Raw genomic sequence first — 26,388 nt, forward strand, 5'->3', positions numbered from 1 at the left:
CTTTGCGCTCCTATCATTTTATTCAGTATCTTCCCGCCTGTAATCAACCCCTGTTTTGGCTTTCAGTTCCGCAAATAAAGCATTTGTTGATTCTGCCACCGGATAATTAGCCGCTATGAATGCCAGGCGCGCCTCTTCTGCTTTTTGATGCACGTCGGGACTTCGAAGAACTTCAACCAAGGTGTGCGCTAGTTCATCCGGCTGGTCAAACATAAAATCGCCAAGAGACTCATAATACGGATACGAGCGATTTCCGGACGATTTTCCGATCAGCACAGGCTTTTGAAACAGCATGGCTTCAAGACCGACTGTCGAGGTCTGCGTCACTGCGGCATCAGCATACGGCAGCAAATCATAAAGCTCCAGCTCCTTTTTGATGACTCTGCATGCTTTATGTTTTTTCGCCGCCTCGTGATACAGATCAAGCTTGTTTTTTCCGATTTCCCACGGGTGGGGTTTGATAATGATCTGCAGCTGCTTCTGATCAGAAAGCCCCTGCAGCACACCGGAATAAAAGTCTTCTGAAAAGGGCTGAGTGGCAATGAGCACAATTTTTTTAGTCGGCTGAAAAGCAAGTTTTCGATAGAATATGGACATATCCATAGGCGTTCTGTTAAAAATCTGATCGAAGCGGGGATGTCCCGTTACGAGAATCTGCTCGGGTTTACAGCCTTTTCGTATGAACCACTCTGCTTCATACGCACCAAAAACAGCTTGATAGGTTGTAAAAACAGGAATGAAGGCTTCATCTCCCATCAATGCGCCATGCTGAAGACAAATGCTGACGGCCCCTTTTCTTTGACACATGAGAGCGAGCACCCTGCTGTAAATGTCTTCTGCCGTTCCGACAATAACAGCTGAAATCTTTTCCTGTTCAAACAGCGCATCAACTGTATCAATGGCCTCTATAAATAAAGGAATATCTTTGAAAAGCCGGTCGCGAAACGCTTGATCACCAAATGCCGGGTGATCATCATAAGGGGCGAGAAGCGAACAGGCTGTTTCGAGATACTGCTTCGAATCGCCTTTTTGGCATGAATCCGCAATCTCCCGCTTGCTAATTACAGGCAGATCACAATAATGCGGCAAACTCCATCTGGCCAAAACAGCCGTTTTTTCAGGATCAAATTGATAGTAATTTCCGTTTGAAAAACGCAGGTAATCAAAGTGCAAAATGACTTTCCCTTTAACAGGTTTGTCATTTGTTTTAACGATTTTTTGGATTCTTTCTTCAAAAAACGGCTGAATCTGTCCCTCATCGATATGCTGATCCACCGATCCGAATAATTCCGGTTCTTCTTCCATCATCACCCTCAGCTCAGGGCTGATGTATTGATAAAAATTACTGATAAGCCCAAGCGGAATCCCTTTGTAGCGAAGTTTGTCAAAAAGCTCCACGTACTTCCGGTACAGCACCCAATAATTGCTTAAATAGGCCGACAAGCTCTCACCCCATTCCAAGCTTTTTTAATGATTCACGCAGCTCTCGGCAATTTCGCTGCGGAGGAAGGTTCCTGACAAATTCATTTTTTTCTGATTCAAACAGCTGAAAGTGAATCGATTGGTCGGTAATATAATTCAGGTCCAGCTCCTCATCCAGTGGGTAAAACGGATAAAAATGATTGACTCTCCAAAAGAATCGCGCATCTCCTATACGGTAAAACGCCGGGCTTTCATCCCAATAGGAGCCAAACTTCTCCTTTACCTTCTCAAGCACCGAATACCTGTGCATCACCGAGCAATGATCAATTGCGCACGGTGCGTTCCATGTCACTTGAGCGGCAGGCCTGACAGTTTCTTTTACAATGTCGCGATTCTCGTTTAAATGATAGGTTTTGGAGGCTGAGTAAATCACAGCCTTTTCAGGATGGGTATCGAGCTCCCGCACCATTTTCAGGAGGCGGTCCGGCATATAGATGTTGTCATCCGTCGCATAGGTGATATATTCACCCTCCGCCATCTCAATCGCCTGATTGATCAGTGCCGCGTATCTCGTTTTTTCTGTTCTTTCCTTCACTCCAGATATATCGCTTTGATAAAAACGCACTCGGTTATCATTCAAAAAAGGACGGATTACATTCAGCGTCTCTTCATTGGAGTTGTCATCCATAATAAACAATTCAAAATCTGAAAACGTTTGTGAGAGTATGCTAGAAATGGACTTTGCCACATAATCGCTTTTGTTATAGCTCGTCATAATGACTGATACTTTAGGCAAATCCTACACCTCCTTCTTGGAACTTCACACCTGAAACTATCGTTATCTTATGTTGCTTATGCTCAAGTTGCGCTAGGGATACAAACCAATATGCGAAAAGTTTGTGTATGTCTCTGAAAAACAGCGGCTGCCCAGAGCGAAATCTGATCGGTCCGCTGTTCTTTTTCAGCATAATCCAAGCATCAGCCTCATAAGGTGAAAGAGATAAAAATCGCACCAGCGACTAAGATCGTTTTCCATCGGAGGTGAGTCATCGCGGAGCGTTCACCTATACATCCAGAACATGTTTTGAATGGTTTTCATAAAAAGGAGGAACGATATGAAACCGAAAAAAAATCAATATCAGCAAATGCAGGCATTTGATAATATGCAGGGGTATCAGCCTCAGTTTGGCGCCAACCCGTACCCGCAGCAAGGCCAAGGCTCACAAATGCAGCCAATGGGGATGCAGCCAATGATGCCAATGCAGCAGGGACAGCAAGGACAACAAGGACAGCAGGGATTTGGATTCCCGGGCCAGCAGCAGGGCGGCGGTTTTCAAATTCCATCGGGGCCTACACCGTCAGGACCGGGCCAAAGCGTTCCCGGCATGCTGCCTGTTGAGGAATCTTACATCGAGAATATTTTGCGCCTGAATCGGGGAAAAACGGCCACCATTTATATGACATTTGAAAACAGCAAGGAATGGGGCTCGAAGATTTTTCGCGGCGTCATCGAAGCTGCGGGCCGGGATCACATTATTATCAGCGACCCGAAATCAGGAACACGCTACCTGCTCCTGACAATCTACCTCGATTACATTACATTTGATGAAGAAATTGCTTATACGTATCCATATTCCATGGCGTCCTATTCGCCAAGATAAGAAAAAAGCCAATCACTCATATGATGAGGATTGGCTTTTTTGATTATAGATATTTGACGGCTGCGACAACGATCATAATCCAAGAAATAATAAACGCCACACCGCCGAGCGGGGTGATCGCTCCAAGAATGGAGATTTGCGTCACACTTAGAATATATAAGCTTCCGGAAAACAGCACAATTCCCGCAAACATCAGCCAGCCGGCTGTCGTGACACTGCCTATGCCGGATAATTTATCAGCCAGAAACGCGACAACGAATAACCCAAGGGCGTGATACATATGATACTGCACGCCTGTGTGCCAAACCTGAAGATATTTATCAGGTATTTTCCCTTCTAATCCGTGAGCGCCGAATGCTCCGAGTCCCACGGCAAGCAGGGCGTTAATAGCCCCTAATATGATAAAAACTTTCATCTATCTCTCCCGCCTTTTCGTTAAACTCATATCATTTATCTTATCGCACCTGCACCAAAATTCAATGTTTGTTCTCCGTTGACACGAGATTGTCGGATTTTCTCCTGCGCCAAAGCTGGAACTGGTCAGCTGCTATTGCAGCAAGCGTCCCTAATACGAGCCCGTTGCTTAATAGAGAAATAAATACCGGATGCAATCCCTTTAACGCAGTTTCAGGAACAAACATGATACCGACCCCTGTCAGCAGTGAGATACCGATGATAGACCTCACCCTTTTTGATTCTTCTTTCTCATATGAATCAAATTCGGCAAAGGCCAGACCGCCCATTGCGGAGAACACAACAAAATTCACCGCAAATCCAACGGGTGACGGCAGGCTCGCAAACGTATTCATAAAAAACGGGATTACGCTGATCACGATAACCAGAATACTGCCGAGCATAAACGGTTTTTTAGAAGGCATTTTGGTCGTTTCAATAAAACCCGCGGCTCCCGAAATCGGAACAGGCGCAATAGCTCCCGTCAAACCGCTAAGCAGATGGCTGAATGAAGCGGCAAAACCGGCATGGCGTTCATGATGCTTTCCATCAGGCTGTTTGCTGAATTTTTTCACGGCGATGTCCACAACCTTCATGCTCGCCAGCATATTCACAATCAGCAAGATGGTAATAAAAATAGAAGTGATGATCAGGCCGCTGTTAAATAACGGTGTCCCAAAAGGAAACAGGGAAGGCAGCTGAAACAGCCGGTCCGGCATTTCAATCGGCTTTGCCGCTCCGGCAGCCGCAAACAGCACCCACCCGCCGAACAAGGCTAATAATATAGAATATTGCTTAAAAAACATGATGTTCGAATTTGTCATTATAAAAGCGGCAGCGATCACAACAAGCGCCAGGCCAAATACAAGACCGTCCACCCCGTCCTGTCGATAACCGATTCCGAGAATTCCTTTTATAATGGGCTGACTCAGCTGCATGACAAGAAGCAATAAATAGACGCCCGTTACAACCGGAGTAAACAATTTTGCAAGTCTGTCAATGACCTTGAAAACACTTAACAAAAAGAAACATACAGCGCTTACAAGAAGAGCTCCCTGCAACCCCCGCAGTGTGTCTCCATATGTCGCAAACACAGTTCCCGTCAGCCCTGCGTAGATCGTATACACTCCCCACCACAAGCCGGCTGGGCTTTCATTGATCGGCAGTCTGTGGCCTTTCAAACACTGAATGACGGCGGCAATTCCCAGTACAAAAAAAGTGCTTTGAATCAATCTTGCAGAATCTGAGTGATCCAGATGAAACGACTGGGCAACCGCCACCGGAACAACAATCGCCGCAGCAATAATAAACGCTGTCCATTGCAGCGCGCCAAGAACCAATTTCACGTAAGCTCAACCTCTCTCTTTAAAAATCAAATAAAGACTCTCCGTTTCCATCCTCTTCCTGCTTCTCTTTTTCTTGCTTTCGATATTTGTTTAATCCCGCGCTCCCCATCATTTTTTCCATCATCAGCTGGTCTGTCGATGGCGGCGCGGCGGGACTTGGCGTAACGCTCGGCTGTATGCGGGGCGCGCTCGCGTTCTCCGGCTGATCAAGCACGACATCACACAGAGAACGGACAACCGCTACATAACGCTTCAGCTCCTCATCCCGTTCAGCTGTTTTTGCTTTTTTCAGCTCCTCTTCCATCTTTTGAATTAATGCAGATATATGAATGTTCATGAAGCACCCTCCAAAAAAATAAATGTTGTCTTCCTGCATTTTATCAAATTCCTGCTGTAAACGCAGATATGAGTTTGTTATTTTTTCTGACAAACCTTGCGCGATTGACAAGCAGAAGAGATTTTTCACATAATAAATCACCATACATTACAAAAAGGAGAAACGGAATGAACAGCATCCCCTCTATCATCAGCAAGCATAAAGCCTATTTTGCGGCGGGACATACGAGACCGCTTGAATCGAGACTGAACATTTTGCGAAAGCTGAAACAAACCGTCAGAACTCATGAAGCCGATCTCATAGCCGCTCTCTACCAGGATCTCCACAAATCCGAGCAAGAAGCATACTCAACAGAAATCGGAATCGTCTTGGAGGAAATCAGCTTTGTCATGAAACGGCTGAAAAAATGGTCCAAGCCGAAACGAGTCAAAACGCCGCTGACTCATCTAGGCTCCAAAAGCATCATCATTCCTGAGCCGTATGGAACCGTTTTGGTGATTGCACCTTGGAACTATCCCTTGCAGCTGGCGCTTTCTCCGTTGATTGGAGCCATTGCGGCGGGGAACACGGTCGTTCTCAAGCCATCAGAATATACGCCGGCTGTTTCTGCTATTCTTTCCAAACTCATCAGCAGCGTTTTTCCTACTGATTATGTCGCTATGGCAGAAGGCGGGCCCGATGTCAGCACAGCATTATTACAGCAGCCCTTTGACTACATTTTCTTTACAGGCAGTGTAGCTGTAGGAAAAATCGTCATGGAGGCCGCCGCCAAACAATTAATTCCCGTAACCTTGGAGCTCGGCGGCAAAAGCCCCTGCATCGTCCATAAAGATGCTGACATTCAGCTTGCCGCCAAACGCATCGTCTTCGGGAAATTTACAAATGCGGGACAAACCTGCATCGCACCGGATTATTTATTTGTCCACGAGGACATCAAAACGAAGCTCACAGAAGAAATGAAGCGTGCGATCAGAGAATTTTACGGCCCTCAGCCGGAACAGAATTCACAGTACGGCAAAATCGTCAGTGAGCGCCACTATCAGCGGCTGCTCAGCTTTCTGAATGACGGCATCCTGCTCACAGGCGGACAATCTGATCCCGATCATCACAAAATTGCGCCGACCATTCTCGAACATGTGAGAGATGACTCTCAAGTGATGCAGGAGGAGATTTTCGGGCCGATTCTTCCGCTCTTTACATACCGGAATATCGGGGAAGTCATTGAAAAAGTCCAATCGCGCCCTAAGCCGCTCGCCCTGTATCTCTTCACCACAAACAAAGAAATTGAGCGCGCTGTTTTAGGAAATCTGTCGTTTGGCGGGGGCTGTGTCAATGATACGTTAATGCATGTGGCGACGCCGTATTTGCCATTCGGCGGCGTCGGGGAAAGCGGCATCGGCAGCTATCACGGGTTTGACAGTTTTAACACATTCACGCACAAAAAAAGCGTCGTCAAACAAACGAACCGCTTCGACTTCGCATTTCGTTATCCTTCCTCCAAAAATGGGCTGCGAATGATTCGAAAAATACTCAAATAAAAAAGCGCAGAGTATCTGCGCTTTTTACAAATCCTTAATACACCAATCAATCGGCGCCTCTCCCATTTTCTCCAAATAGGCATTCGCCCGGGAAAACGGTCTGCTCCCGAAAAATCCGTTTCTCGCCGAAAACGGGCTGGGATGCGTCGATTCAATGATAAAATGCTTGGACGTGTCGATCCGTTCTTTTTTCATTTGGGCATGCCGGCCCCATAAAATAAAGATAACCGGCTGCTCCCTTTCATTCAGCACGTCAATAATTCGGTCCGTCAGTCGCTCCCAGCCTTTTCCCTTATGGGAATTCGCCTGTCCGCGCCTTACTGTCAGCACAGTATTCAGCAAAAGAACACCTTGCTTTGCCCAGCTCACAAGCGACCCGTGATTCGGGATGCTGCACCCGATGTCCTGCTGCAGTTCAAGAAAAATATTTTTTAACGAAGGCGGCTGCTTTACACCGGGCTTGACAGAGAAGCTTAAACCTTGAGCCTGTCCCGGCCCGTGATACGGATCTTGTCCCAGAATGACGACCTTGACATCATCATATGATGTATAATGCAGCGCGTTGAAAATATCCCGGCTGTCCGGATAAATCGTTTGCTCCGCGTATTCCCGCTTCAGCATTTCTCTGAGCTCTTGATAATACGGTTTCTCAAACTCTTCCTTTAGCTGATTCCACCAGCTGTCTTGTAAAAGCTGTTTCAAGATTCAGGCCCCCTTACGAACGATGAAGTCTGGAATAGACAGGCTCGCCATCCCAAACCATTTCACTTTTTGCTTCCCGCCTCTTCATCTCAGGCTCTTCAAGCAGGACGGCAAAGTTTTTCGTCGGCAGCTCCCCGAGTCCGTGCTTTTCACTTAAACGATCCAAATATTGCTTCCGCTTGGCGCCAAGGTCCGCAGACTGATTGTCTCCCGCGTCACTGAAGGCATAAATCACACTGGCGCAAGGGACACGCTTCACCCGGTAATCCTTGGCCGCGCGTAAATAAAAATCCCAATCCCAGTAATTGTGCACATCAGCATCGAAATACCCGATTTCATCATGCAGAAAACGTCTGTACATGCTGCCCGACGGCACGTATGTAGAAAACACTCTCATATCCTCATAGTCAGCGGTATAAGCAAACAATTTCCGTGACACTGGATACCTTGTTCCGTTTTTCTCTTCAAACGAAACTATTTCCGCATCAGAATGAACGAAGTCTGCCGTTTCTATTTCCTTTGCCATTTTCTCGACATGCCCTGGCGTAAAGAAATCATCGTCATCACACAGCATAATGCAATCGCCAGACGCCTCTTTTACACCGGCATTTCTCGCAGCCACATGCCCCGAGTTCTTTTCTAAATTGATGACAGCAATCGGCAGCTCCGGATACAGTGCTTTGACCGGCACGACCGATTCCCCGGCATCATTCACAATAATAATTTCATACGGCTTCAAGGTCTGGCGGGAAATCGACTCCAAAAGCTCACACAGAGCCGGAATCCGATTATAGGTCACAATTACGATAGAAATCTTCATGATGCTCTCCTTCTCATTTTCATAGTCATGTACTATTAAAACATATATTGGACGGGAGATCAGTGGGAATATCCTACTGAAACGGCATACTACAATGATAGAAACAGCAAAGTGGCTCCGATCAGAAGCACCATGATCAGCATCAGATTTCCAAAGACATGAAAGAGATCTTTCAGGCGGACGCCATTCGGAAGGATAAGACGCCACAGCTTAGATTGATAGACCGGCAGCAGCACCAGTGCATAAGAAAGACACAAAAATGTAAAAGCCGGCGGCACAAAAGCACAGCCTGTATCGTCCCAATTCATCATGATGTCTTTCATACTAGATCCATCCAATAAAAACAAAGATATCATGAGGGCCAGCACCACAAAGGACCCCAATTGAACCTCAAACAGGCGCATTTTCTGGTTATATGCAAATCGGACCGCCCAAAACCAGACATAAGCATATGAACATAACAGCGTAAGAATGGCACCTGCTGTAAAGACGACATCAGGCAGCCAATCAAGCAGAAAAACAAAAGGCAAGCTGGCTGCCATGGCCAAGAGCATGCAGCCACCAGTAAACAAAAATACTGCCCCATGAGCTACAAAACCATATAAACAAGAGCTAATCCTCACGAACTACACCTCCTTTACATAGAAATTCTATGTATATATCTAAAAAATCAGGCAAGCTGACGCCTGCCAATATAACAGCCCATTCGGCCAAATAACGGAAATAACAGCGTTGCAATAGCACAAGTTCCAACAAACCAAGGTGTCAACAAGGATTGAAACAGCGCAGCAGGAATTACATTGAATAGAAAAACAAGCATAAAAATGACGTTTGGCACCATTGAGATCAGAATCGTATGTAGAACAAGCTTTTCTCCGCGTTTTCCAAACTCCTTCACGCCTTGATACCCAATCAGCACCCAGTAGATCATATATGCAGCTAAGATCAGCCAAACAGAAACAGAAATGCCTTTCCATACTGCTTGAACAAACGGTGATTCAAGCCATACATGCATTATTGTAATCGCAATGCCGACAGCGAATAGGGCACTGTTACAGAAAAGATGGAACATCAAAAACGCACGGAACGTTACTGGCTGTATTTTCTTAAACGAAGAAACAATGTCAGTTGGTGTTCCAAACGCCTGCAATAAAGTCTGCATAGCTTCCTCCTCACTCTTTCCTTCCTGAAAAGAGCGAAACAGATGATGTTCAATATGGCTCTCAATCTCTTCTATCATCGCCTCACCCTCAGGAAGCCCTTTAAGCCCGCTTTTGATTTCGGATACATATGTTTCTTTATCCATTTTGTCCGCTCCACTTCAGTATTCGGTCCATCATGGCTGAAAATACGCTCCATTCCTTCGTGCGTTCCGCCAGCACTTCTTTGCCCTCGTCTGTAATCCGGTAATATTTGCGGTCCGGTCCTTTCTCCTGCTTCTCCCAGTAGGAAGAAATATACCCTTGGCGTTCAAGCTTGTGAAGAGAAGGATACAAGGTCCCTTCTTTCATCTGCAGTTCATTTCCGCTGCGGCTTCCCATTTCTTTTACAAGCTCATAGCCGTACATCGGCCGCTCGTTCAGAAGCGTCAATACCAATATAACCGTGCTTCCCTTAACCAGCTCACGATTTAACATCTCAAAACCCCTACCTAGTTTTCTTATGTAGCATTTTACGAAAGCCCGTTGAGATTGTCAAATGATTCCTATAGATCTTCTATATTGTGATACAGAGAAAATCTAACTATAATGAAAGACAAAACACGATGGAGGTTCAAGACATGTCTATGCATAAAGCACTCACCATTGCCGGCTCAGATTCAAGCGGCGGTGCTGGGATTCAAGCTGATTTAAAAACATTTCAAGAAAAAAACGTATACGGGATGACCGCCTTAACGGTGATCGTTGCGATGGACCCAAACAACAGCTGGGACCATCAGGTATTCCCGATCGATACTGATACAATCCGCGCCCAGCTTGCAACAATTACGGACGGCATCGGCGTGGACGCCATGAAAACAGGAATGCTGCCAACCGTTGACATTATCGAGCTTGCGGCAAAAACGATCAAAGAAAAACAATTAAAAAATGTGGTAATTGACCCGGTTATGGTTTGCAAAGGTGCTAATGAAGTCCTTTATCCGGAGCACGCCCAAGCCCTGCGTGAGCAATTGGCTCCGCTAGCCACTGTCATTACGCCAAACTTGTTTGAAGCCAGCCAGCTCAGCGGCATGGATGAACTAAAAACAGTTGACGATATGATCGAAGCCGCGAAAAAAATTCACGCACTCGGCGCTCAATATGTCGTCATTACAGGCGGAGGCAAACTCAAACATGAGAAAGCCGTTGATGTTCTCTATGACGGAGAAACAGCGGAAGTCCTTGAAAGCGAAATGATCGATACGCCTTATACACATGGCGCAGGCTGTACGTTCTCAGCAGCCGTGACAGCGGAGCTTGCCAAAGGTGCGGAAGTCAAAGAAGCCATTTACGCAGCGAAAGAATTCATCACAGCGGCCATTAAAGAATCCTTCCCGCTAAACCAGTATGTTGGTCCTACGAAGCATTCTGCACTGCGCCTGAATCAACAATCATAAACAAAAGGGGCTGCCTAACAAAGAGGCAGCCCTTTTTAAATCACCGAAGACTTTTCACAGAAAAAACTGCCGATCCCATCGGCAGCCTGTTTATTTGATTTTTAAATTGTTTGCAGATTTCCTCAAAAATGTTTCTATCGACTGAACAAAAAGTGCATATTCCTTCATTTGTTCATATGCCCGCGTAAGAATTTCCGCCGTTTCACTGTGCGGCGTTGTTCCGCCAAGCATTTTTTTCAGCTGAAGCAGCACATCCTTATATTCTTCCCGCTTATCTTCAACTTGGTTAGCAGCCTTTTCCAAACATTCCGGTGTTATCTTCTGTTCATGTATATTCAAGAAAACAACTCCTTTTACAGAAAAAAATAGTAGGTTATCGTTGAAGAATAGCACAGATGGCTCAGATTTCACATAAGAAAATAGAAGGATTTTCTACATAAGTGTCCAAATTCCGACATTCATTTCAGATTTCCCGGTCGAACTGGCTGTTACTTCATGATTTCCCGGGAAAGGAAAATATCTCGCACTAAAGACCTCTTCTCCGTTATTGATAAAGATTTCAACAGAGGATGCGTCGATAAACATGTGCACGGTATGCAAATCCTTGATGCGGCAATGTCTCGCTTCTGTTCTTTTTCCGTCAAAGCTCGTTCGTTCCAGCGTAACAATCCCCTCGTCTTTATGGAAGGAAAACGTAGCCGTTCCGCGGATACTGATTGAAAAGCCAGACTCCGTATGAATGTCTTCCAGCAGAATCTCAGCTCTTTCAGCGTTTTCCACTGGAAGTGTGCCAGATGATTCGTGCATGTGGATTTGTAATTTCTTCTCGTTTCTGCGCATGGCTTTCAGCTCAGGCAGCGGCCGCTGAATCAGCTTCTCGCCTGATATTGTCAGCTGTCTCGGCAGCGTCATGCAGTGAATCCAGTGATAGTCAATCGTCGGATGAGATCCTTCATCCTGGTCAGGCACAGCCATCCATGCAAACAAAATTCGTCTGCCCTGATTATCTTCAAGTGTTTGCGGCGCGTAAAAATCAAAACCTTGATCAAGTTCCCTAAAATCACCATGCTTCAGTTCAGGCTTGTTATAATCGAGACACCCGACAAAATAACCTGACTGGTATACGTTCTGATAAAGGAAACCGTCAGCCTCAAGCCCTTGAGGCGAAACAATCAGCACGTCCGATCCTTGAAGGGAAAACAAATCAGGGCATTCCCACATGTATCCAAAATCGTCCAGCCCGTTGAAGCCCGCGCCGGTTATCGGGCCAAGAAATCTCCACTCACTCAGGTTATCAGAAGCAAACAATACAGCCTGCCCTTTCAAATTCTCTGTTTGCGCACCAATCACCATATACCATGTGCCTTCATGCTCCCATACCTTCGGATCGCGAAAATGCGCCGTATATCCTTCCGGAAGGCGGGCGACAACACCCTTTTTCTCAAAGGACAGCCCGTCGTCAGAAACAGCAAGGCATTGATACGTTTCCCGATTTCCATCCTGATCCCTGACATTTCCTGTGTAAAACAGATAGAGCCGATCGTCTTTCGTGACAGCGCTGCCCGAGTAGCAGCCGTTTTTATCAAACCAATCACTCGGAGCCAGCGCAATCTCTTCCCGCTTCCAATTCACAACATCCTGTGTCGTATAATGCCCCCAAAATTTTGCGCCGTGCCCCGTCTGAAACGGCTGCCACTGAAAGAATACATGATAGCTGCCCTTCCAATAAATCACGCCATTCGGGTCATTCAGCAGCCCAACCGGCGGCATGATATGAAAATGCTGGCGGTGCGGATCGCTGTTAGCGATGGGCTCTTTTTTCTCCACTTCTTCATAAGCCCGGCGACGAAGATCCTGGTCATGTGCTGTCATTTTTTCCTCTCCTCATCCTCATTAATCTTCATGACAAATGCTGCAATGAACGCTGACACTGCCGCAATCGCCATGCCAATCAGATAGTTGATCAAGTTGCCCATGCCAAACGGCGCAGCAATGGCGATCATCGGAATACCCGTTAACCCATAAGCGTTTGCAGCAACATGTGTAAAGACGACATAAGCCCCACCCAATGCGCCTCCGATCATCGCGGCGATAAACGGTTTTCGGTAGCGAAGGTTGACTCCGAATATGACGGGCTCAGTAATGCCGAGAAAAGCGGAAAATGCAGCCGGAAGCGCGATTTCTTTTGTCTTTGCCTTTTTCGCCATAAAGAAGACGGCAAGGCCTGCCCCGCCCTGTGCGACATTCGCCATTGACCAGATAGGCAGCAAGTAGTTTTTGCCTATATCTGCAATTAACCCCGCCTCAATCGCATGGAAGCTGTGATGAACGCCTGTCAGCACGATGAGTGAATACGTGCCCCCGAAAATCAGACCTGCGACAAAACCGGCATGGTCATACACATAAGTTAAAGCAACCGTAATGCCGGAGCCAAGCGCTCTGCCCAGAGGGCCAATCGCGATAAAAGCAACAAACCCGGTGACAATCACAGTAACAAATGGTGTAACAAGCAAATCCACCGCATGTGGAACCACTTTTCTCGTCCATTTCTCTACCTTGCTCATCACATACACCGCAAGCAGGACAGGGATAACAGTTCCCTGGTAGCCGAGAAGCGCGATATCAAATCCGAAAAGATGCATGTAATCAGGTGTCGCTTCCGCCAATCCCCATGGATTTAAAAGAGTCGGATGAATCATGATTCCCCCGATGACCGCTCCCAAGTATGGATTGCTGCCAAACTCTTTTGAAGCGCTGACCCCGATTAGAATCGGCAAGAAAATGAATGCTGCACTTGAAAACATATCAAGCAGCTGCAAAAGCGCAGAATCCTTGCTCATCCAATGAAACGCATTGATCATACCCAGCAATCCCATTAATAGGCCGCTGGCTACAATAGCCGGGATGATTGGAACAAAAATATTAGAAAGCGTTTTCGCAAATCTCGCAGCGGGATTCAGCTTTTCTTTTGCCGCATCCTGATGATTGACGTGTTCCTCACGCTCAATATCAGCTTCTTTAGAAAAAGCATCGAATACTTTATTCACAAGGCCTGTTCCGAAAATGATCTGGTACTGGCCAGAGCTGCTGAAAGCCCCTTTAACGCCATCAAGCTCTTCTACTTGTGCTTGATCTATCTTTGATTCATCTTTCATCACTAAACGCAGTCTTGTTGCACAATGAGCCGCGCTGATGATATTTTCTTTCCCTCCGAGAAGCTCAATGAGGCGTTTTGCAGTCTCTTTGTAATCCATCTATTTCTCCCCCTTTTATTTAAACAAAAAAGACCTAAAATTCGCCAACGAATAAAGGACACAGCGATCCTTTTTCATTTACGCAAATTTTAGGTCTTGCCTGCTTTACCAGTCACAATCCCGCTTATTCAGATTAAGAATACGCTTTCATCATAAATCATGACAGCGTTTTCGTCAACTATTTTTTTAGTTAAATAGTTTGATATAACATGTAGACAAAAATTCGTAAAAATTAATTGTGAAACACTTCACAATATCGTGCTATACTATGCTCAATCATGAAAGAAAGCAGGAAAAGACAATGGAAACTCAAGCATTACAAAAGGTTGAACAGTATGCTTTGAAAAAACAAAACATATTCGCTTCAAGCAAAATCCGTTATGTGCTTCGGTCCATTTTGGCCAGTATATTTATTGGTTTTGGCATTACAGCCGCAAGCAAAACAGGCAGCTATTTCTTTATGGCTGATTCTCCGTTTGCCTTTCCGGCAGCCGCTGTCACTTTCGGGGCCGCTATTGTGATGATTGCTTACGGAGGCGGAGATTTATTTACCGGCAACACCTTTTACTTCACCTATACCGCGCTCCGGAAAAAAACCAGCTGGCGCGACACCCTGTACTTGTGGATGTCAAGCTATGCCGGCAATTTAATCGGCGCCATTCTGTTTGCCATCCTGATCAGCGCGACGGGACTTTTTGAGGAGCCTTCTGTTCATTCCTTTTTGATTCATTTGGCAGAGCACAAAATGGAGCCGCCGGCTTCCGAATTGTTTTTCAGAGGAATGCTGTGCAATTGGCTTGTGTGCCTCGCCTTTTTCATTCCAATGTCTCTCAAAGGGGAAGGAGCAAAGCTTTTTACCATGATGCTTTTCGTTTTCTGCTTCTTTATTTCCGGCTTTGAACACAGCATTGCCAATATGTGCACATTTGCCATCTCGCTTTTGATTGAGCACCCTGATACAGTGACACTGATGGGAGCAGTCAGAAACTTAATCCCCGTTACGCTCGGCAATCTGACCGCGGGAATAGTTATGATGGGCTGGATGTACTACACACTGAATCCTGATCAATAAAAAAACTTCCAGAGATCACTCCCTGCAAGTCAAAGCGGTTATTCCGAGAGATCTTGAAGACGCTGGACATGCAGCGTGATATAGCCGGCCTCGGATTCCGGCAAATGTAATTGATATTCATTTTTCAAAAACTCCGCCAGCTCCAGCGCACATTGATAGGCGAATGAATACTTTTTTTGGATGAAATAAAGCATCTCCTCGTCCATACGATGGAGCGCTTCATTTGATTCCAACCGGCTGACCGCGTATCGCAAATGCGTGACAAGGCGTTGATAGGAAATGCTGTTTTCATCCACCTTTCGATTAAAGTATTGTTCTATTTTCTCTATCATTTCTTTGATCATGGTCGTATGCTTCAGCGCTGAATACATGCTCTCCGCATCCATCTTCGCCGTATGGATGTGAAGGGCAATATAACCCGCTTCATCTTCAGGCAGAGACACGCCCAATGTCTCTTTTACATGTCCGATCGCCCACAGGCCGATCTCATATTCTTTTTTATAGAGCGCCTTTATCTCATGCAGCAATTTATTCTGCACAAGCAGCCCATTTTGAATCCTTTCGATCGCAAAGGACAAATGGTCGGAAAGCGCGATATGAATGTGATCGCTCAGCGGCGCCGCGAGCTCTCCTTCCGCATAGCTGATGATATCCTCAGCTATTTCTATATGCTCCTCCGGCAGTGTTTGCAGGATTTGTTTGAACTTTTCATTCTCGTCGCGCACGACAAAGATTTTTTCCACTTTATTCATAGGGATGAGATCATTTTTCTTTTTTTGAAAAGCGATTCCCGGCCCCATCACAATTTTTTCCTGATCATCCTCTTTTATTAAAGCCGCATTGTTGTTTAATACTTTATAGATTTTCAAGAGGTTATCTCTCCCGCCAATTTGCTTTTGACTGGGATTTTACCTCCTTTTGACCGCCATGTAAAGATGCGGGCCCGCTCTCTCCTGCTTTGGCGATTCCTTGAAGGCTTGCAAACATCTTCTTTTATAAAGCGCGGCGGCTTTCGCTTTCTGCTTTTCTTCCTCATTCACAGCCATCCGCCATTCATAAAACGAAACGAGTCCTGCGGCCTGCACAGCCGCCTTTCTTTGGTATGTACGCTGAGCCGAATAAACCGCGGCAGCCGCAGTTTTTCTGTCCGGCGTCACCCAGTTCATCAAAAAGACCATCCACACCCGTAAAGATACAAGCAAACGTTTCATAGAAAAACATCCCTCCGCTTCTTTTTGGCAGGCAGCCTTTTTAGCAGCCCGTTTTCTCAGCCGCAGCCCGCAAGAAAAGACGGCCGATTTCTTTTCTCGCAAACTAGCAGCTCTAGCAAAACTCATGACTCTATGATAGACCGTGGAAAGAGAATTCTTTGTCACAATATGAGTGAAAAAACCAACTAGTTTTTAGAAGTTTTGTTGAAAGCTGAAAGAATTGAAATGAAAATTGGAGAACCGCTTTGAAAACTTTATACACAAGTTATCCCAAAGATAAGAACAACTTAATCACAAGAGATATCCACATGTCCACAAACTCTATCTATATTTTGTATACGAACGTATATTCCTAACTATATATATACACAGGTTTATTCACTTATACACAGGGTTCTGTGTATAACTCCTTCGTTATACACAAACAAAATCCAATAAATGGTCCAAATGACACAAGGATTTTTTTGAATTTTCAAGAAATATATACTAGATCTTTCACATTTTTTCTAAATACAAAGGGGGAAACACATTGAAAAAGGGGATCATTCGCTTTCTGCTTGTAAGTTTCGTCTTATTTTTTGCGTTATCCACAGGTATTACGGGCGTCCAGGCAGCTCCGGCTTCTTCAAAAACGTCGGCTGATCTGGAAAAAGCCGAGGTATTCGGTGATATCGATATGACGACAAGCAAAAAAACAACCGTTATAGTGGAATTAAAAGAAAAATCCTTGGCAGAAGCGAAGGAAGCGGGAGAAAGCCAATCGAAAAGCAAGCTGAAAACCGCTCGCACCAAAGCAAAAAATAAAGCAATCAAAGCGGTGAAAAACGGAAAAGTAAACCGGGAATATGAGCAGGTATTTTCAGGCTTCTCTATGAAGCTCCCAGCTAATGAGATTCCAAAACTTCTCGCGGTAAAAGACGTTAAGGCAGTGTACCCGAACGTCACATATAAAACAGACAATATGAAGGATAAAGACGTCACAATCTCCGAAGACGCCGTATCTCCGCAAATGGATGACAGTGCGCCTTATATCGGAGCAAACGATGCATGGGATTTAGGCTACACAGGAAAAGGCATCAAGGTGGCGATTATTGACACTGGGGTTGAATACAATCACCCAGATCTGAAGAAAAACTTTGGACAATATAAAGGATACGATTTTGTAGACAATGATTACGATCCAAAAGAAACACCAACAGGCGATCCGAGGGGCGGAGCGACTGACCACGGCACACACGTAGCCGGAACTGTGGCTGCAAACGGAACAATTAAAGGCGTAGCGCCTGATGCCACACTTCTTGCTTATCGTGTGTTAGGGCCTGGCGGAAGCGGCACAACGGAAAACGTCATCGCCGGTGTGGAACGTGCAGTGCAGGACGGGGCAGATGTGATGAACCTGTCTCTCGGAAACTCTTTAAACAACCCGGACTGGGCGACAAGCACAGCGCTTGACTGGGCCATGTCAGAAGGCGTTGTCGCTGTTACCTCAAACGGCAACAGCGGACCGAACGGCTGGACAGTCGGATCGCCGGGCACATCCAGAGAAGCGATTTCTGTCGGTGCGACTCAGCTGCCGCTCAATGAATACGCCGTCACTTTCGGCTCCTATTCTTCAGCAAAAGTGATGGGCTATAACAAAGAGGACGACGTCAAAGCGCTCAATAACAAAGAAGTTGAGCTTGTCGAAGCGGGAATCGGCGAAGAAAAGGATTTTGAAGGGAAAGACCTGACAGGCAAAGTCGCCGTTGTCAAACGAGGCAGCATTGCATTTGTGGATAAAGCGGATAACGCTAAAAAAGCCGGTGCAGTCGGCATGGTTGTGTATAACAACCTCTCTGGAGAAATTGAAGCCAATGTGCCAGGCATGTCTGTCCCAACGATTAAGCTTTCATTAGAAGACGGCGAAAAACTCGTCAGCGCCCTGAAAGCTGGTGAGACAAAAACAACATTCAAGTTGACGGTCTCAAAAGCGCTCGGTGAACAAGTCGCTGATTTCTCATCACGCGGCCCTGTTATGGATACGTGGATGATTAAGCCTGATATTTCCGCGCCAGGGGTCAATATCGTGAGCACGATCCCAACACACGATCCTGGCCATCCATACGGCTACGGATCAAAACAAGGAACAAGCATGGCATCGCCTCATATTGCCGGAGCGGTTGCCGTTATTAAACAAGCCAAACCAAAGTGGAGCGTTGAACAGATTAAAGCCGCCATCATGAATACCGCTGTCACTTTAAAGGATAGCGATGGGGAAGTATATCCGCATAACGCTCAAGGCGCAGGCAGCGCAAGAATCATGAACGCGATCAAAGCCGATTCGCTCGTCTCACCTGGAAGCTATTCATACGGCACGTTCTTGAAGGAAAACGGAAACGAAACAAAAAATGAAACGTTTACGATTGAAAATCAATCTTCCATTAGAAAGTCATACACACTTGAATACTCATTTAATGGCAGCGGCATTTCCACATCCGGCACAAGCCGTGTTGTGATTCCGGCACATCAAACCGGGAAAGCCACTGCAAAAGTAAAGGTCAATACGAAGAAAACAAAAGCTGGCACCTATGAAGGAACGGTTATCGTCAGAGAAGGCGGAAAAACGGTCGCTAAGGTACCTACATTGCTGATTGTGAAAGAGCCCGATTATCCGAGAGTCACATCTGTCTCTGTCAGCGAAGGGTCTGTACAAGGTACCTATCAAATTGAAACCTACCTTCCTGCGGGAGCGGAAGAGTTGGCGTTCCTCGTCTATGACAGCAACCTTGATTTCGCAGGCCAAGCCGGCATTTATAAAAACCAAGATAAAGGTTACCAGTACTTTGACTGGGACGGCACGATTAATGGCGGAACCAAACTTCCGGCCGGAGAGTATTACTTGCTCGCATATGCCGCGAACAAAGGCAAGTCAAGCCAGGTTTTGACCGAAGAACCTTTCACTGTTGAATAAGAAAAAGCCCTGCCGATTCGGCAGGGCTTTTTAAAGATCAGTCAGCAAACGCCTCCTGCAATAATCGATACGATCGGAGCTTATCTTCAAAATGATGCGTGATGGTCACCACCATGATTTCCTCTGTTTCATACGCTTTACTCAAAGCTAGCAGCCGCTCCTTAACCTGTTCTTTCGTACCGACAATCATTCGATTTCGATTATCAGCAATTCGTCTCTGTTCATAAGGAGAATACGTATTTTTCCGAACAGCTTCATACGAAGGAACTCCCTCTAAAGGAATACCCTGCTCTCCCGCCAAAAGTGTAAAATCAAGCACAGCCCCAAGCTCCTCTGCCTTCTCCTCCGTGTCAGCACAAAGAACAAAAACAGCAACTGCCGCTCGAGGCGTATCTCCTAACACAGACGGTTTGAATCGTCTCTTATACTGTCTGACAGTACCCTCTCCGCCCTCTCCATTGATAAAATGGGCAAACATATAGCCAGCGCCAGATTCAGCTGCGAGCAGCGCGCTTTCTCCAGATGAGCCGAGCAGCCACACATCCGGAGCCGTTGAAATATGCGGCGCAGCCGTCAGATTCGGAAAACGGTGTTTATCATCCGCCAAATCATGCAAATACATGGTCAGCTCCTTAATTTGCTGCGGATACTGATCAGCATTGCGCTTACCGCCGTCATTCAGCGCCCATGATGCAATCGGCATTCCCCCCGGTGCTCTGCCAAGCCCTAGGTCAATTCTTCCTGGTGTCAGCCCCTCCAGAACACGAAAGTTTTCAGCTACTTTATAAGCACTGTAATGCGGCAGCATGACTCCTCCTGATCCAACACGGATTCGCTTTGTTTTCGCCGCTATATGACTGATTAGCACCTCAGGACTGGACCCTGCCAGCCGTTTTGAAAAGTGATGCTCAGAAACCCAAAATCTCTTATATCCAAGGTCCTCCGCAGCTTGAGCAAGCGCAACGGTTTGCTGTAAGGCCGTTTCAGCATTGCTGCCCTCTGATACTGGAGATTGATCTAATATACTTAATGAAACCATCCCTACCACCTCATCCTCATCGTATCACTGATCTTCTATTTTTTCTCCAAAGCCGCTCACACTGCTTATCAGTGTCTCCTATCATTCGCCATTTATTTGTGAAAGCCTGTCCCTATTTGTCGGAATATGTTACACGTGAAACATAAAAACCCCTCCAGACGGAGAGGTTTGCTTTAGTTTTTATTAAAGCCCTTTTCTTTCACGTAGTCATTTAAATACGTACGCGGCTTTTGCTTCATAAAGTTCAGTATTTGATCGGACCACGTTTCTTCCCGCTGCCCGTTTGTTCTTTCTCTATAGTAATCAGAAATGGTTTTGTCATACGTATTCATAGTATGACGGAAATCGTCTGTGTTCACATTATACGTATTCTCATGATAAACGGCCTGCTTTGGCAATCTCGGTTTTTTGCCGGAAAGGTTCGCAGGATGGCCTACTGCCAGTCCGAAAAGCGGGAGCACATGGTCAGGCGTTTGCAGCACCTCTGTCACCTTGTCCAGTTCATTCCGAATGCCGCCGATATAGCAAATGCCAAGCCCCATGGATTCAGCGGCAATGCTCATATTTTGCGCTGCCAGCGCCGCATCAATCAAGCTAACCATAAACATTTCTGTATTCTCGAGCAGCTCAGAAATATGTTCACCTTTTTCCTCAGCCAGTTTTTGATGGCGGTACAAATCCGCACAAAATACAAAAAAGTGTCCGTTCTTCTCAACGTAAGGCTGATTCCCAGCAAGCACGGACAGCTCACGTTTTTTCTCAGGATCAGAAACCCCGATAATCGAATATGCCTGCACATAGCTGGATGTAGACGCAGCCTGCGCACTTTTCACTAATGTATCAATTTCTTCAGCTGTCAAAAGCTGATCAGTAAAAGTCCGGATTGACCGATGATTCAAAATGGTTTCGATTGTGTTATTCATCACAAAAACCTCCTTATCACTTTTTATCATATCCGAAAAAAAGTGATCTCAAAAGCGAAATGCTCTGAACAAAAAAAGACAGCCTCTGTAAAGGCTGTCTGCATATTAAGAATTAAAAAGATAACTTCTGTATTTCGTCAGCTGCACACTTGCATTATATACAATCCCAAATCCGATTAACGTGGAAAGTGTCGAGCTTCCCCCATAGCTGACAAACAGCAACGGAATCCCGGTAACAGGCATAATTCCAATGTTCATTCCGATATTCTGGAATGTGTGGATCACAATTAACGCCGTATAGCCAACACAAAAGAAAGAAGCGAAACGGTTAAACGGATGTATTTTGTCTATCAGAACAACAAGCCTGTAGATTAAAAAGAAGAACATGATGACAACAATCGCACAGCCTATAAAGCCAAATGACTCACCTATTATAGAAAAGATAAAGTCAGTCGTACTCTCTGGAACATAAACCTTCAAATTAGAAATACCATTACCTAAAATACCACCAGATCCTATTGCCATGATGGCCTGGTCAACTTGCCAGCTGTCATTTGAATCTTCCTGTGTCTCATTTGAAGCAGACACCCAAGAAGTGACCCGCTTAATTTGATAATCCTGTATTCCAACTGATTTAGCAACGTCAGGAAAGTTTATCATTACTAATAAAATTAATGAAATGAGTAAGATACCTGAACCAGCTATGATCGCAATCAATTTCCAATTTATACCTGACATAAAAACCATTACAAGAACGATAAACATACATATTCCCGCAGTCCCAGCATCCTGCATCAGGATAAGACCTACAGGAATAACTGCGACACCCGCAATCTTTAATAACAAGTGGATATCATCCCTAAGCGTCCGAACTCCTTTAGGATTAGCTTTTCCAATAACTGAAGCAAGCATCATAATCAAACCAACCTTCATAAACTCTGACGGCTGTATTGTTATTCTACCGATCCTAAACCAACTTTTTGCCCCTTTAATAACAGGTGCAATAGACTCGGGACTGATTTTAAGAATAATCAAAGATAAAATACCAATGATAAAAATATATAAACTTAACTTTTCAAGCTGTTCTAAATCAAAGTACAAAAGAACTGTAATGGCAACAGCTCCCAAAAAATAAAACACAATTTGCTGAATCCAATCCGTGTTCCCATACTGCCCAAACTGACCGGCAGCATAAATTGATACTACGCTTATAATAAAAAACACACCAAATATAAAAATCAAATCCCCCTGGTAAAAGGGGCTTTGCTGTTTCTTATATCGACTCATTCTATCCCGCCTTACATTTTCATCGGAAAATCACTAATGTTTATTATACATGAACCACGTTCAAGATGACACGTGAAGCTCGCTTCCTTTTATGTTTTTTCAGCATTTGCAGCGCTTTTTCAGCTACACGAAATATGACGTATCATAAACCGAAATGTTTCGATTGACACAAAACTTTTCAAATGAAAAAAACGCCATACCAAAAGAATTTGTTAAAAAACGAATGCGATAATGTGTTATGTTCCCAAATAATGTGATACCTCATATAGAAACAGCTAAAAATTCAGAGCCCCATGCCCATACATTCTCCTAGCATATTGAACGAAAAAAATAAGACGATAGATCCAGTCCATTTCTGCAAAAACACGTATCAATTTCTGGAAAACATGGTATAATAATTGTAACAGAATGTTCAAAAAACAATCACAAAACAGACACAACTCAGTTCCTCTATTTCATTTTTGTAAACGTTATCACAAAATGAAAGGAGACGGGTATGATGGACATGTTTTTTGCTTACTTATTGGTTGCCAGCGCAACGCCTCTCTTTATTTGGCTTGATAACAAAAAAGTCGCACTCTCAGCTATTCCGCCAATCATCTTAATGTGGGTATTCTTCTTCTTTTACGCAACAGAAAGCCTTTCTCCACTAGGACACACTCTCATGATTATCTTGTTTGCCGTCAACGTCATTGTCGCTCATATCGCCGCATTTATCATTTACGGCCTTCCGTATCTTCGCAGAAAGCGAAGCAGCTGAAGACAGCAAAAAACCCTCTTCCAATGAAGAGGGTTTTTGTATTATTCGTTATGGCCTGAATGCTCTGAGTGTTCAGCGCCTCCAGGAGGATTTCCGTCCATATGGTCACCATGGTGATAGTGAGCCGCAAAAATCCAGATGGATCCAAGTACGATAACGATCGCGCCAAAGAATCCGAACAGCGTGTTTCCGACTTGGATCGTGCCGTTTTCGCTCTCTGTCATATGCATGAACATGAGAAGCTGCAGCGCCGCCTGAATGAAGGCGAAGCCGAAGATTATCCAAAGTTTTGCTGATGAGCTCAGGTCAGTATACACTGCAACCCATAGAGCCAGCAGGGTCAAAACGATAGACAGGATAAAACCTACAATGTGTTTCCATGGAAAGTGACTGTGTTCAGCAGATTTGTTTGCCATTTTACAGACCCCCCAATCCCATGAGATAGACACCTGTAAAGATGAAAATCCATACAACATCTAAGAAGTGCCAGTACAAGCTTGAGATAAAGATTTTAGATGAAGTTTGCGGAGTTAAGCCGCGTTTCTTCAACTGAATCAGAATTCCTGTGATCCAGAAAATCCCGATTGTTACGTGAGTTCCGTGAGTTCCAAGTAAAACAAAGAATCCAGACCAGAACGCACTTGTACTGAGAGCCGCTCCTTCATGTACATAGTGAACAAACTCGTTGATCTCGCATCCGACGAAGCCGGCACCGAGAAGAAGAGTGATAATTGTCCAAATGACTACGCCTTTTAAACTTCCGCGGCGCATTTCATGAACAGCGATCCCGCAGGTAAAGCTGCTGATCAGCAGCAAGAACGTCATAATCATTACCAGATTGACTTCAAATAGTTCGTCTGGCAAGACACCTCCAGCTGTTCTGTTTTTAAGAACGAAGAAGGTTGCAAATAGTGTTGAGAACAACACAATTTCTGCCCCTAAAAAGATCCAAAACCCGAGAATATTAAGTCTGCCGGTTTCAGATTGATATTCCATAGGCGCGTTAGAATTGCCGTGTTCTGCATGTTCCATAACTCACGCCTCCTTATTCGGAAATCTTTCTTTCCGTCTCTTTTATTTCATCAACACTAATGTAGTAGCCGTTGTCGTATTCGAATGAACGCAGAACCATGCAGAGCAGGACTCCGATCAATCCGACTACGCCCATCCAGTACCATTCAAAGACAAGTCCAAAGCCTGCAAGACCGAAGGCAACAGACATAAAGAACGGTCTGCCTGAGTTGCTTGGCATATGGATTTTCTTGAATTTGCTTTCAGGGTATAATTCAGTTTTTTCTTCTTTCATATGCAGGAATGCATCTTGAGATTTGACTTCAGGAAGCACCGCAAAGTTGTAATGCGGCGGAATCGCAGAAGAAGTCGCCCAATCAAGCGTACGTCCCACACCCCATGAATCTCCACTGATTTCACGAGTAGAGTAACGGAAGCTGTAGTAGATGTTATAGCAAAGGATTAAGAATCCTACACCCATCATGAAAGCTCCGACAGTTGAGATAAAGTTCAATGTTGTCCAGCCGTCGTTCGGTCCGTATGTGTAAATACGGCGAGGCATGCCTTGAAGCCCCAAGAAATATTGCGGGAAGAAACAAATATTGAACCCGATCATAAAGATCCAGAAGAACCATTTTCCGATTCTTTCGTTCAGCTTGTGGCCGAACATTTTTGGATACCAGAAAATAAATCCGGCGAAACAAGCAAATACAGTACCCGCGATCAGCACATAGTGGAAGTGAGATACAAGGAAGTACGTATTATGGTATTGATAATCCGCTGCTGCCATCGCAAGCATAACCCCTGTAACCCCGCCGATAACGAAGTTAGGAATGAACGCAAGCGCCCACAGCATAGGTGTTGTAAAGCTGATTCGGCCTTTATACATTGTAAAGAGCCAGTTAAAGATTTTAACCCCGGTTGGGATTGAGATTGCCATTGTCGTAATTGAGAAGAATGAGTTAACGGACGCACTGTTCCCCATTGTGAAGAAGTGGTGAGTCCAAACTAAGAAACTCAATACAGAGATGGCGATAATAGAACCAACCATCGCTTTGTAACCAAACAATTGTTTTCTTGCAAAGCTTGAGATGATTTCTGAGAAAATACCAAACGCCGGAAGAATAACGATATATACTTCAGGATGTCCCCAAATCCAGAACAAGTTAGCCCAAAGCATCGGCATACCGCCTGCTTCCAATGTGAAAAAGTGAGCGCCGAACAAACGATCAAATGATAAAAGTGCTAATGCTACTGTAAGTACAGGGAACGCAAACACGATAATAACCATTGTGATCAGTGTTGTCCATGTGAACATTGGCATACGCATTAATGTCATGCCTTTTGTTCTCATTTTTAAGATTGTTACCATAAAGTTGATCCCTGTCATCAGGGTACCGATACCAGCAATCTGAAGTCCGAGGAGGTAGTAGTTCTCACCCGGCCCAGGGCTCATGTCGTTACTTGCAAGCGGCATATAACTCGTCCAGCCTGCGTTCGGAGAACCTCCGATAACGAAAGAAATATTGAAAAGCATCGCCCCTACAAAGAACGTCCAGAAGCTCAGGTTGTTCAAGTAAGGGAACGCAACGTCGCGGGCACCGATTTGAAGAGGCACAACAACGTTAATAAGACCGATTAAGAACGGCATCGCCATGAAGATGATCATGATTGTACCGTGAGTTGTAAAAATTTCATTATAGTGGTTTGAGTCTAAAAAACTGTTATTCGGAAGCGCTAGCTGGGCACGCATCATCAGACCGTCGACACCGCCGCGGAATAACATTATTACAGCAGATATAATGTACATGATTCCGAGTTTTTTATGGTCAACAGTAGTTATCCATTCAGACCACAGCCATTTCCACTTTTTGAAGTAAGTCAGTACAAAAATAATGGCAATGGTTGAAAGCGCAATGGAAACTTGTGCGCCCAGAATTAATGGGTCACCAGTTACGAAAAATTCGTCCCATTTGAATTTCATGCAGGCTTCCTCCTTTCCTGAT

27 protein-coding genes are annotated in these 26,388 nt (G+C 45.1%); 6 read left to right on the forward strand and 21 right to left on the reverse strand.

Annotated features, from left to right (window positions below; all coding sequences use genetic code 11):
• Positions 1-18: 18 nt before the first annotated feature.
• A complete protein-coding gene (locus tag NSU05_RS19220; RefSeq protein ID WP_019712828.1) occupies positions 19-1,443 on the reverse strand; it encodes a CDP-glycerol glycerophosphotransferase family protein in 1,425 nt (474 codons plus the stop codon).
• A gap of 4 nt (positions 1,444-1,447) precedes the next feature.
• Positions 1,448-2,218 carry a spore coat dTDP-glycosyltransferase SpsA gene (spsA, locus tag NSU05_RS19225; RefSeq protein WP_015250957.1) on the reverse strand — a complete coding sequence of 257 codons (771 nt, stop codon included), beginning with the start codon at positions 2,216-2,218 and terminating at the stop codon, positions 1,448-1,450.
• 319 nt (positions 2,219-2,537) lie between these two features.
• Here spsA and gerQ point away from each other — a divergent pair, with 319 nt between their 5' ends.
• Positions 2,538-3,083 (forward strand): spore coat protein GerQ, encoded by a 546-nt coding sequence (gerQ, locus tag NSU05_RS19230; protein ID WP_014481253.1) that lies wholly within the window; start codon positions 2,538-2,540, stop codon positions 3,081-3,083.
• 43 nt (positions 3,084-3,126) lie between these two features.
• Here gerQ and NSU05_RS19235 read toward each other — a convergent pair whose 3' ends face one another.
• The 3 genes from NSU05_RS19235 to NSU05_RS19245 all read right to left on the reverse strand — a co-directional run bounded on the left by NSU05_RS19235 (position 3,127) and on the right by NSU05_RS19245 (position 5,219).
• A complete protein-coding gene (locus NSU05_RS19235) occupies positions 3,127-3,498 on the reverse strand; it encodes a DUF423 domain-containing protein (RefSeq protein WP_003227446.1) in 372 nt (123 codons plus the stop codon).
• Positions 3,499-3,559: 61 nt separating this feature from the next.
• Positions 3,560-4,882, reverse strand: a complete 1,323-nt coding sequence (locus NSU05_RS19240; RefSeq protein ID WP_015384975.1) for a purine/pyrimidine permease — start codon at positions 4,880-4,882, stop codon at positions 3,560-3,562.
• Positions 4,883-4,901: 19 nt separating this feature from the next.
• Positions 4,902-5,219 (reverse strand): YwdI family protein, encoded by a 318-nt coding sequence (locus NSU05_RS19245; RefSeq protein ID WP_003243806.1) that lies wholly within the window; start codon positions 5,217-5,219, stop codon positions 4,902-4,904.
• Positions 5,220-5,386: 167 nt separating this feature from the next.
• On the opposite strand from NSU05_RS19245, the gene NSU05_RS19250 reads away from it, so the two are divergent.
• Positions 5,387-6,757 (forward strand): aldehyde dehydrogenase, encoded by a 1,371-nt coding sequence (locus NSU05_RS19250; protein WP_339204251.1) that lies wholly within the window; start codon positions 5,387-5,389, stop codon positions 6,755-6,757.
• A gap of 24 nt (positions 6,758-6,781) precedes the next feature.
• On the opposite strand, the gene NSU05_RS19255 is transcribed toward NSU05_RS19250, so the two are convergent.
• From NSU05_RS19255 to NSU05_RS19275, 5 genes are all read right to left on the reverse strand, one after another.
• Positions 6,782-7,459: a uracil-DNA glycosylase gene (locus tag NSU05_RS19255; protein ID WP_015384978.1), complete on the reverse strand. Its 678-nt coding sequence runs from the start codon at positions 7,457-7,459 to the stop codon at positions 6,782-6,784.
• Positions 7,460-7,472: 13 nt separating this feature from the next.
• Positions 7,473-8,279, reverse strand: a complete 807-nt coding sequence (locus tag NSU05_RS19260; protein WP_017696218.1) for a glycosyltransferase family 2 protein — start codon at positions 8,277-8,279, stop codon at positions 7,473-7,475.
• Positions 8,280-8,368: 89 nt separating this feature from the next.
• The gene (locus tag NSU05_RS19265) at positions 8,369-8,902 is read right to left on the reverse strand and encodes a hypothetical protein (protein WP_038429817.1); all 534 of its coding nucleotides are present in this window, start codon (positions 8,900-8,902) and stop codon (positions 8,369-8,371) included.
• A 47-nt stretch (positions 8,903-8,949) separates the two neighbouring features.
• Positions 8,950-9,585 carry a permease prefix domain 1-containing protein gene (locus NSU05_RS19270; RefSeq protein WP_038429818.1) on the reverse strand — a complete coding sequence of 212 codons (636 nt, stop codon included), beginning with the start codon at positions 9,583-9,585 and terminating at the stop codon, positions 8,950-8,952.
• Positions 9,578-9,916: a PadR family transcriptional regulator gene (locus NSU05_RS19275; RefSeq protein ID WP_003227432.1), complete on the reverse strand. Its 339-nt coding sequence runs from the start codon at positions 9,914-9,916 to the stop codon at positions 9,578-9,580. The genes NSU05_RS19270 and NSU05_RS19275 overlap by 8 nt, the downstream gene beginning before the upstream one ends.
• 143 nt (positions 9,917-10,059) lie before the next feature.
• On the opposite strand from NSU05_RS19275, the gene NSU05_RS19280 reads away from it, so the two are divergent.
• Positions 10,060-10,875, forward strand: coding sequence for a bifunctional hydroxymethylpyrimidine kinase/phosphomethylpyrimidine kinase (locus tag NSU05_RS19280; RefSeq protein ID WP_014665830.1), 816 nt, complete (start codon positions 10,060-10,062; stop codon positions 10,873-10,875).
• A 90-nt stretch (positions 10,876-10,965) separates the two neighbouring features.
• Here NSU05_RS19280 and NSU05_RS19285 read toward each other — a convergent pair whose 3' ends face one another.
• From NSU05_RS19285 to scrA, 3 genes are all read right to left on the reverse strand, one after another.
• Positions 10,966-11,214: a hypothetical protein gene (locus NSU05_RS19285; RefSeq protein WP_003243437.1), complete on the reverse strand. Its 249-nt coding sequence runs from the start codon at positions 11,212-11,214 to the stop codon at positions 10,966-10,968.
• A 93-nt stretch (positions 11,215-11,307) separates the two neighbouring features.
• Positions 11,308-12,747 carry a sucrose-6-phosphate hydrolase gene (gene sacA / locus NSU05_RS19290; protein ID WP_038429819.1) on the reverse strand — a complete coding sequence of 480 codons (1,440 nt, stop codon included), beginning with the start codon at positions 12,745-12,747 and terminating at the stop codon, positions 11,308-11,310.
• On the reverse strand, positions 12,744-14,129 hold the full coding sequence (gene scrA, locus NSU05_RS19295; protein WP_038429820.1) for a PTS system sucrose transporter subunit IIBC: 1,386 nt from the start codon (positions 14,127-14,129) through the stop codon (positions 12,744-12,746). Before scrA ends, sacA begins: the two co-directional genes overlap by 4 nt.
• 301 nt (positions 14,130-14,430) lie before the next feature.
• Between scrA and NSU05_RS19300 the strand changes: the two genes are divergently transcribed.
• Positions 14,431-15,201: a formate/nitrite transporter family protein gene (locus tag NSU05_RS19300; RefSeq protein WP_038429821.1), complete on the forward strand. Its 771-nt coding sequence runs from the start codon at positions 14,431-14,433 to the stop codon at positions 15,199-15,201.
• A gap of 38 nt (positions 15,202-15,239) precedes the next feature.
• Here NSU05_RS19300 and sacT read toward each other — a convergent pair whose 3' ends face one another.
• Both sacT and NSU05_RS19310 read right to left on the reverse strand, forming a co-directional pair.
• Positions 15,240-16,070 (reverse strand): sac operon transcriptional antiterminator SacT, encoded by an 831-nt coding sequence (gene sacT, locus NSU05_RS19305; protein ID WP_003227423.1) that lies wholly within the window; start codon positions 16,068-16,070, stop codon positions 15,240-15,242.
• Positions 16,071-16,109: 39 nt separating this feature from the next.
• On the reverse strand, positions 16,110-16,412 hold the full coding sequence (locus tag NSU05_RS19310; RefSeq protein ID WP_003222155.1) for a hypothetical protein: 303 nt from the start codon (positions 16,410-16,412) through the stop codon (positions 16,110-16,112).
• Positions 16,413-16,941: 529 nt separating this feature from the next.
• Between NSU05_RS19310 and vpr the strand changes: the two genes are divergently transcribed.
• Positions 16,942-19,362 (forward strand): serine protease Vpr, encoded by a 2,421-nt coding sequence (gene vpr / locus NSU05_RS19315; protein WP_038429822.1) that lies wholly within the window; start codon positions 16,942-16,944, stop codon positions 19,360-19,362.
• Positions 19,363-19,399: 37 nt separating this feature from the next.
• Here vpr and NSU05_RS19320 read toward each other — a convergent pair whose 3' ends face one another.
• The 3 genes from NSU05_RS19320 to rodA form a co-directional block, all read right to left on the reverse strand.
• Positions 19,400-20,401: an LLM class flavin-dependent oxidoreductase gene (locus NSU05_RS19320; protein WP_032722719.1), complete on the reverse strand. Its 1,002-nt coding sequence runs from the start codon at positions 20,399-20,401 to the stop codon at positions 19,400-19,402.
• Between the two features lie 173 nt (positions 20,402-20,574).
• Positions 20,575-21,324: an oxygen-insensitive NADPH nitroreductase gene (gene nfsA, locus NSU05_RS19325; RefSeq protein ID WP_038429823.1), complete on the reverse strand. Its 750-nt coding sequence runs from the start codon at positions 21,322-21,324 to the stop codon at positions 20,575-20,577.
• Between the two features lie 105 nt (positions 21,325-21,429).
• Entirely contained in the window at positions 21,430-22,611 is a 1,182-nt protein-coding gene (rodA, locus tag NSU05_RS19330) for a cell shape-determining peptidoglycan glycosyltransferase RodA (protein ID WP_015250943.1), read from the reverse strand.
• 496 nt (positions 22,612-23,107) lie between these two features.
• Between rodA and ywcE the strand changes: the two genes are divergently transcribed.
• Positions 23,108-23,371, forward strand: a complete 264-nt coding sequence (ywcE, locus tag NSU05_RS19335) for a spore morphogenesis/germination protein YwcE (protein ID WP_003227411.1) — start codon at positions 23,108-23,110, stop codon at positions 23,369-23,371.
• Between the two features lie 41 nt (positions 23,372-23,412).
• Here ywcE and qoxD read toward each other — a convergent pair whose 3' ends face one another.
• Genes qoxD through qoxB form a run of 3 tightly spaced genes read right to left on the reverse strand, consistent with a single transcriptional unit; the run spans position 23,413 to position 26,366 of the window.
• Complete coding sequence (gene qoxD, locus NSU05_RS19340; protein WP_003227410.1) at positions 23,413-23,787, reverse strand: cytochrome aa3 quinol oxidase subunit IV; 375 nt, start codon at positions 23,785-23,787, stop codon at positions 23,413-23,415.
• A 1-nt stretch (position 23,788) separates the two neighbouring features.
• Positions 23,789-24,403 carry a cytochrome aa3 quinol oxidase subunit III gene (gene qoxC / locus NSU05_RS19345; RefSeq protein WP_003227409.1) on the reverse strand — a complete coding sequence of 205 codons (615 nt, stop codon included), beginning with the start codon at positions 24,401-24,403 and terminating at the stop codon, positions 23,789-23,791.
• A 13-nt stretch (positions 24,404-24,416) separates the two neighbouring features.
• Positions 24,417-26,366, reverse strand: a complete 1,950-nt coding sequence (gene qoxB / locus NSU05_RS19350; RefSeq protein WP_003227407.1) for a cytochrome aa3 quinol oxidase subunit I — start codon at positions 26,364-26,366, stop codon at positions 24,417-24,419.
• Between the last annotated feature and the right edge of the window lie 22 nt (positions 26,367-26,388).

Origin of the sequence: Bacillus sp. EU52, from assembly GCF_037964975.1 — a bacterium.
GTDB lineage: Bacteria > Bacillota > Bacilli > Bacillales > Bacillaceae > Bacillus > Bacillus subtilis.

Coding starts and splice junctions, on each gene's coding strand:
- NSU05_RS19245 (WP_003243806.1), bottom strand. CDS start 5,219: ATGAACATTCATATATCTGCATTAATTCAAAAGATGGAAGAGGAGCTG.
- nfsA (WP_038429823.1), bottom strand. CDS start 21,324: ATGAATAACACAATCGAAACCATTTTGAATCATCGGTCAATCCGGACT.
- qoxB (WP_003227407.1), bottom strand. CDS start 26,366: ATGAAATTCAAATGGGACGAATTTTTCGTAACTGGTGACCCATTAATT.
- rodA (WP_015250943.1), bottom strand. CDS start 22,611: ATGAGTCGATATAAGAAACAGCAAAGCCCCTTTTACCAGGGGGATTTG.
- gerQ (WP_014481253.1), top strand. CDS start 2,538: ATGAAACCGAAAAAAAATCAATATCAGCAAATGCAGGCATTTGATAAT.
- ywcE (WP_003227411.1), top strand. CDS start 23,108: ATGATGGACATGTTTTTTGCTTACTTATTGGTTGCCAGCGCAACGCCT.
- scrA (WP_038429820.1), bottom strand. CDS start 14,129: ATGGATTACAAAGAGACTGCAAAACGCCTCATTGAGCTTCTCGGAGGG.
- NSU05_RS19235 (WP_003227446.1), bottom strand. CDS start 3,498: ATGAAAGTTTTTATCATATTAGGGGCTATTAACGCCCTGCTTGCCGTG.
- NSU05_RS19310 (WP_003222155.1), bottom strand. CDS start 16,412: ATGAAACGTTTGCTTGTATCTTTACGGGTGTGGATGGTCTTTTTGATG.
- NSU05_RS19275 (WP_003227432.1), bottom strand. CDS start 9,916: ATGTTAAATCGTGAGCTGGTTAAGGGAAGCACGGTTATATTGGTATTG.
- NSU05_RS19260 (WP_017696218.1), bottom strand. CDS start 8,279: ATGAAGATTTCTATCGTAATTGTGACCTATAATCGGATTCCGGCTCTG.
- sacA (WP_038429819.1), bottom strand. CDS start 12,747: ATGACAGCACATGACCAGGATCTTCGTCGCCGGGCTTATGAAGAAGTG.
- NSU05_RS19270 (WP_038429818.1), bottom strand. CDS start 9,585: ATGGATAAAGAAACATATGTATCCGAAATCAAAAGCGGGCTTAAAGGG.
- NSU05_RS19300 (WP_038429821.1), top strand. CDS start 14,431: ATGGAAACTCAAGCATTACAAAAGGTTGAACAGTATGCTTTGAAAAAA.
- NSU05_RS19320 (WP_032722719.1), bottom strand. CDS start 20,401: ATGGTTTCATTAAGTATATTAGATCAATCTCCAGTATCAGAGGGCAGC.
- qoxD (WP_003227410.1), bottom strand. CDS start 23,787: ATGGCAAACAAATCTGCTGAACACAGTCACTTTCCATGGAAACACATT.
- NSU05_RS19280 (WP_014665830.1), top strand. CDS start 10,060: ATGTCTATGCATAAAGCACTCACCATTGCCGGCTCAGATTCAAGCGGC.
- qoxC (WP_003227409.1), bottom strand. CDS start 24,403: ATGGAACATGCAGAACACGGCAATTCTAACGCGCCTATGGAATATCAA.
- NSU05_RS19250 (WP_339204251.1), top strand. CDS start 5,387: ATGAACAGCATCCCCTCTATCATCAGCAAGCATAAAGCCTATTTTGCG.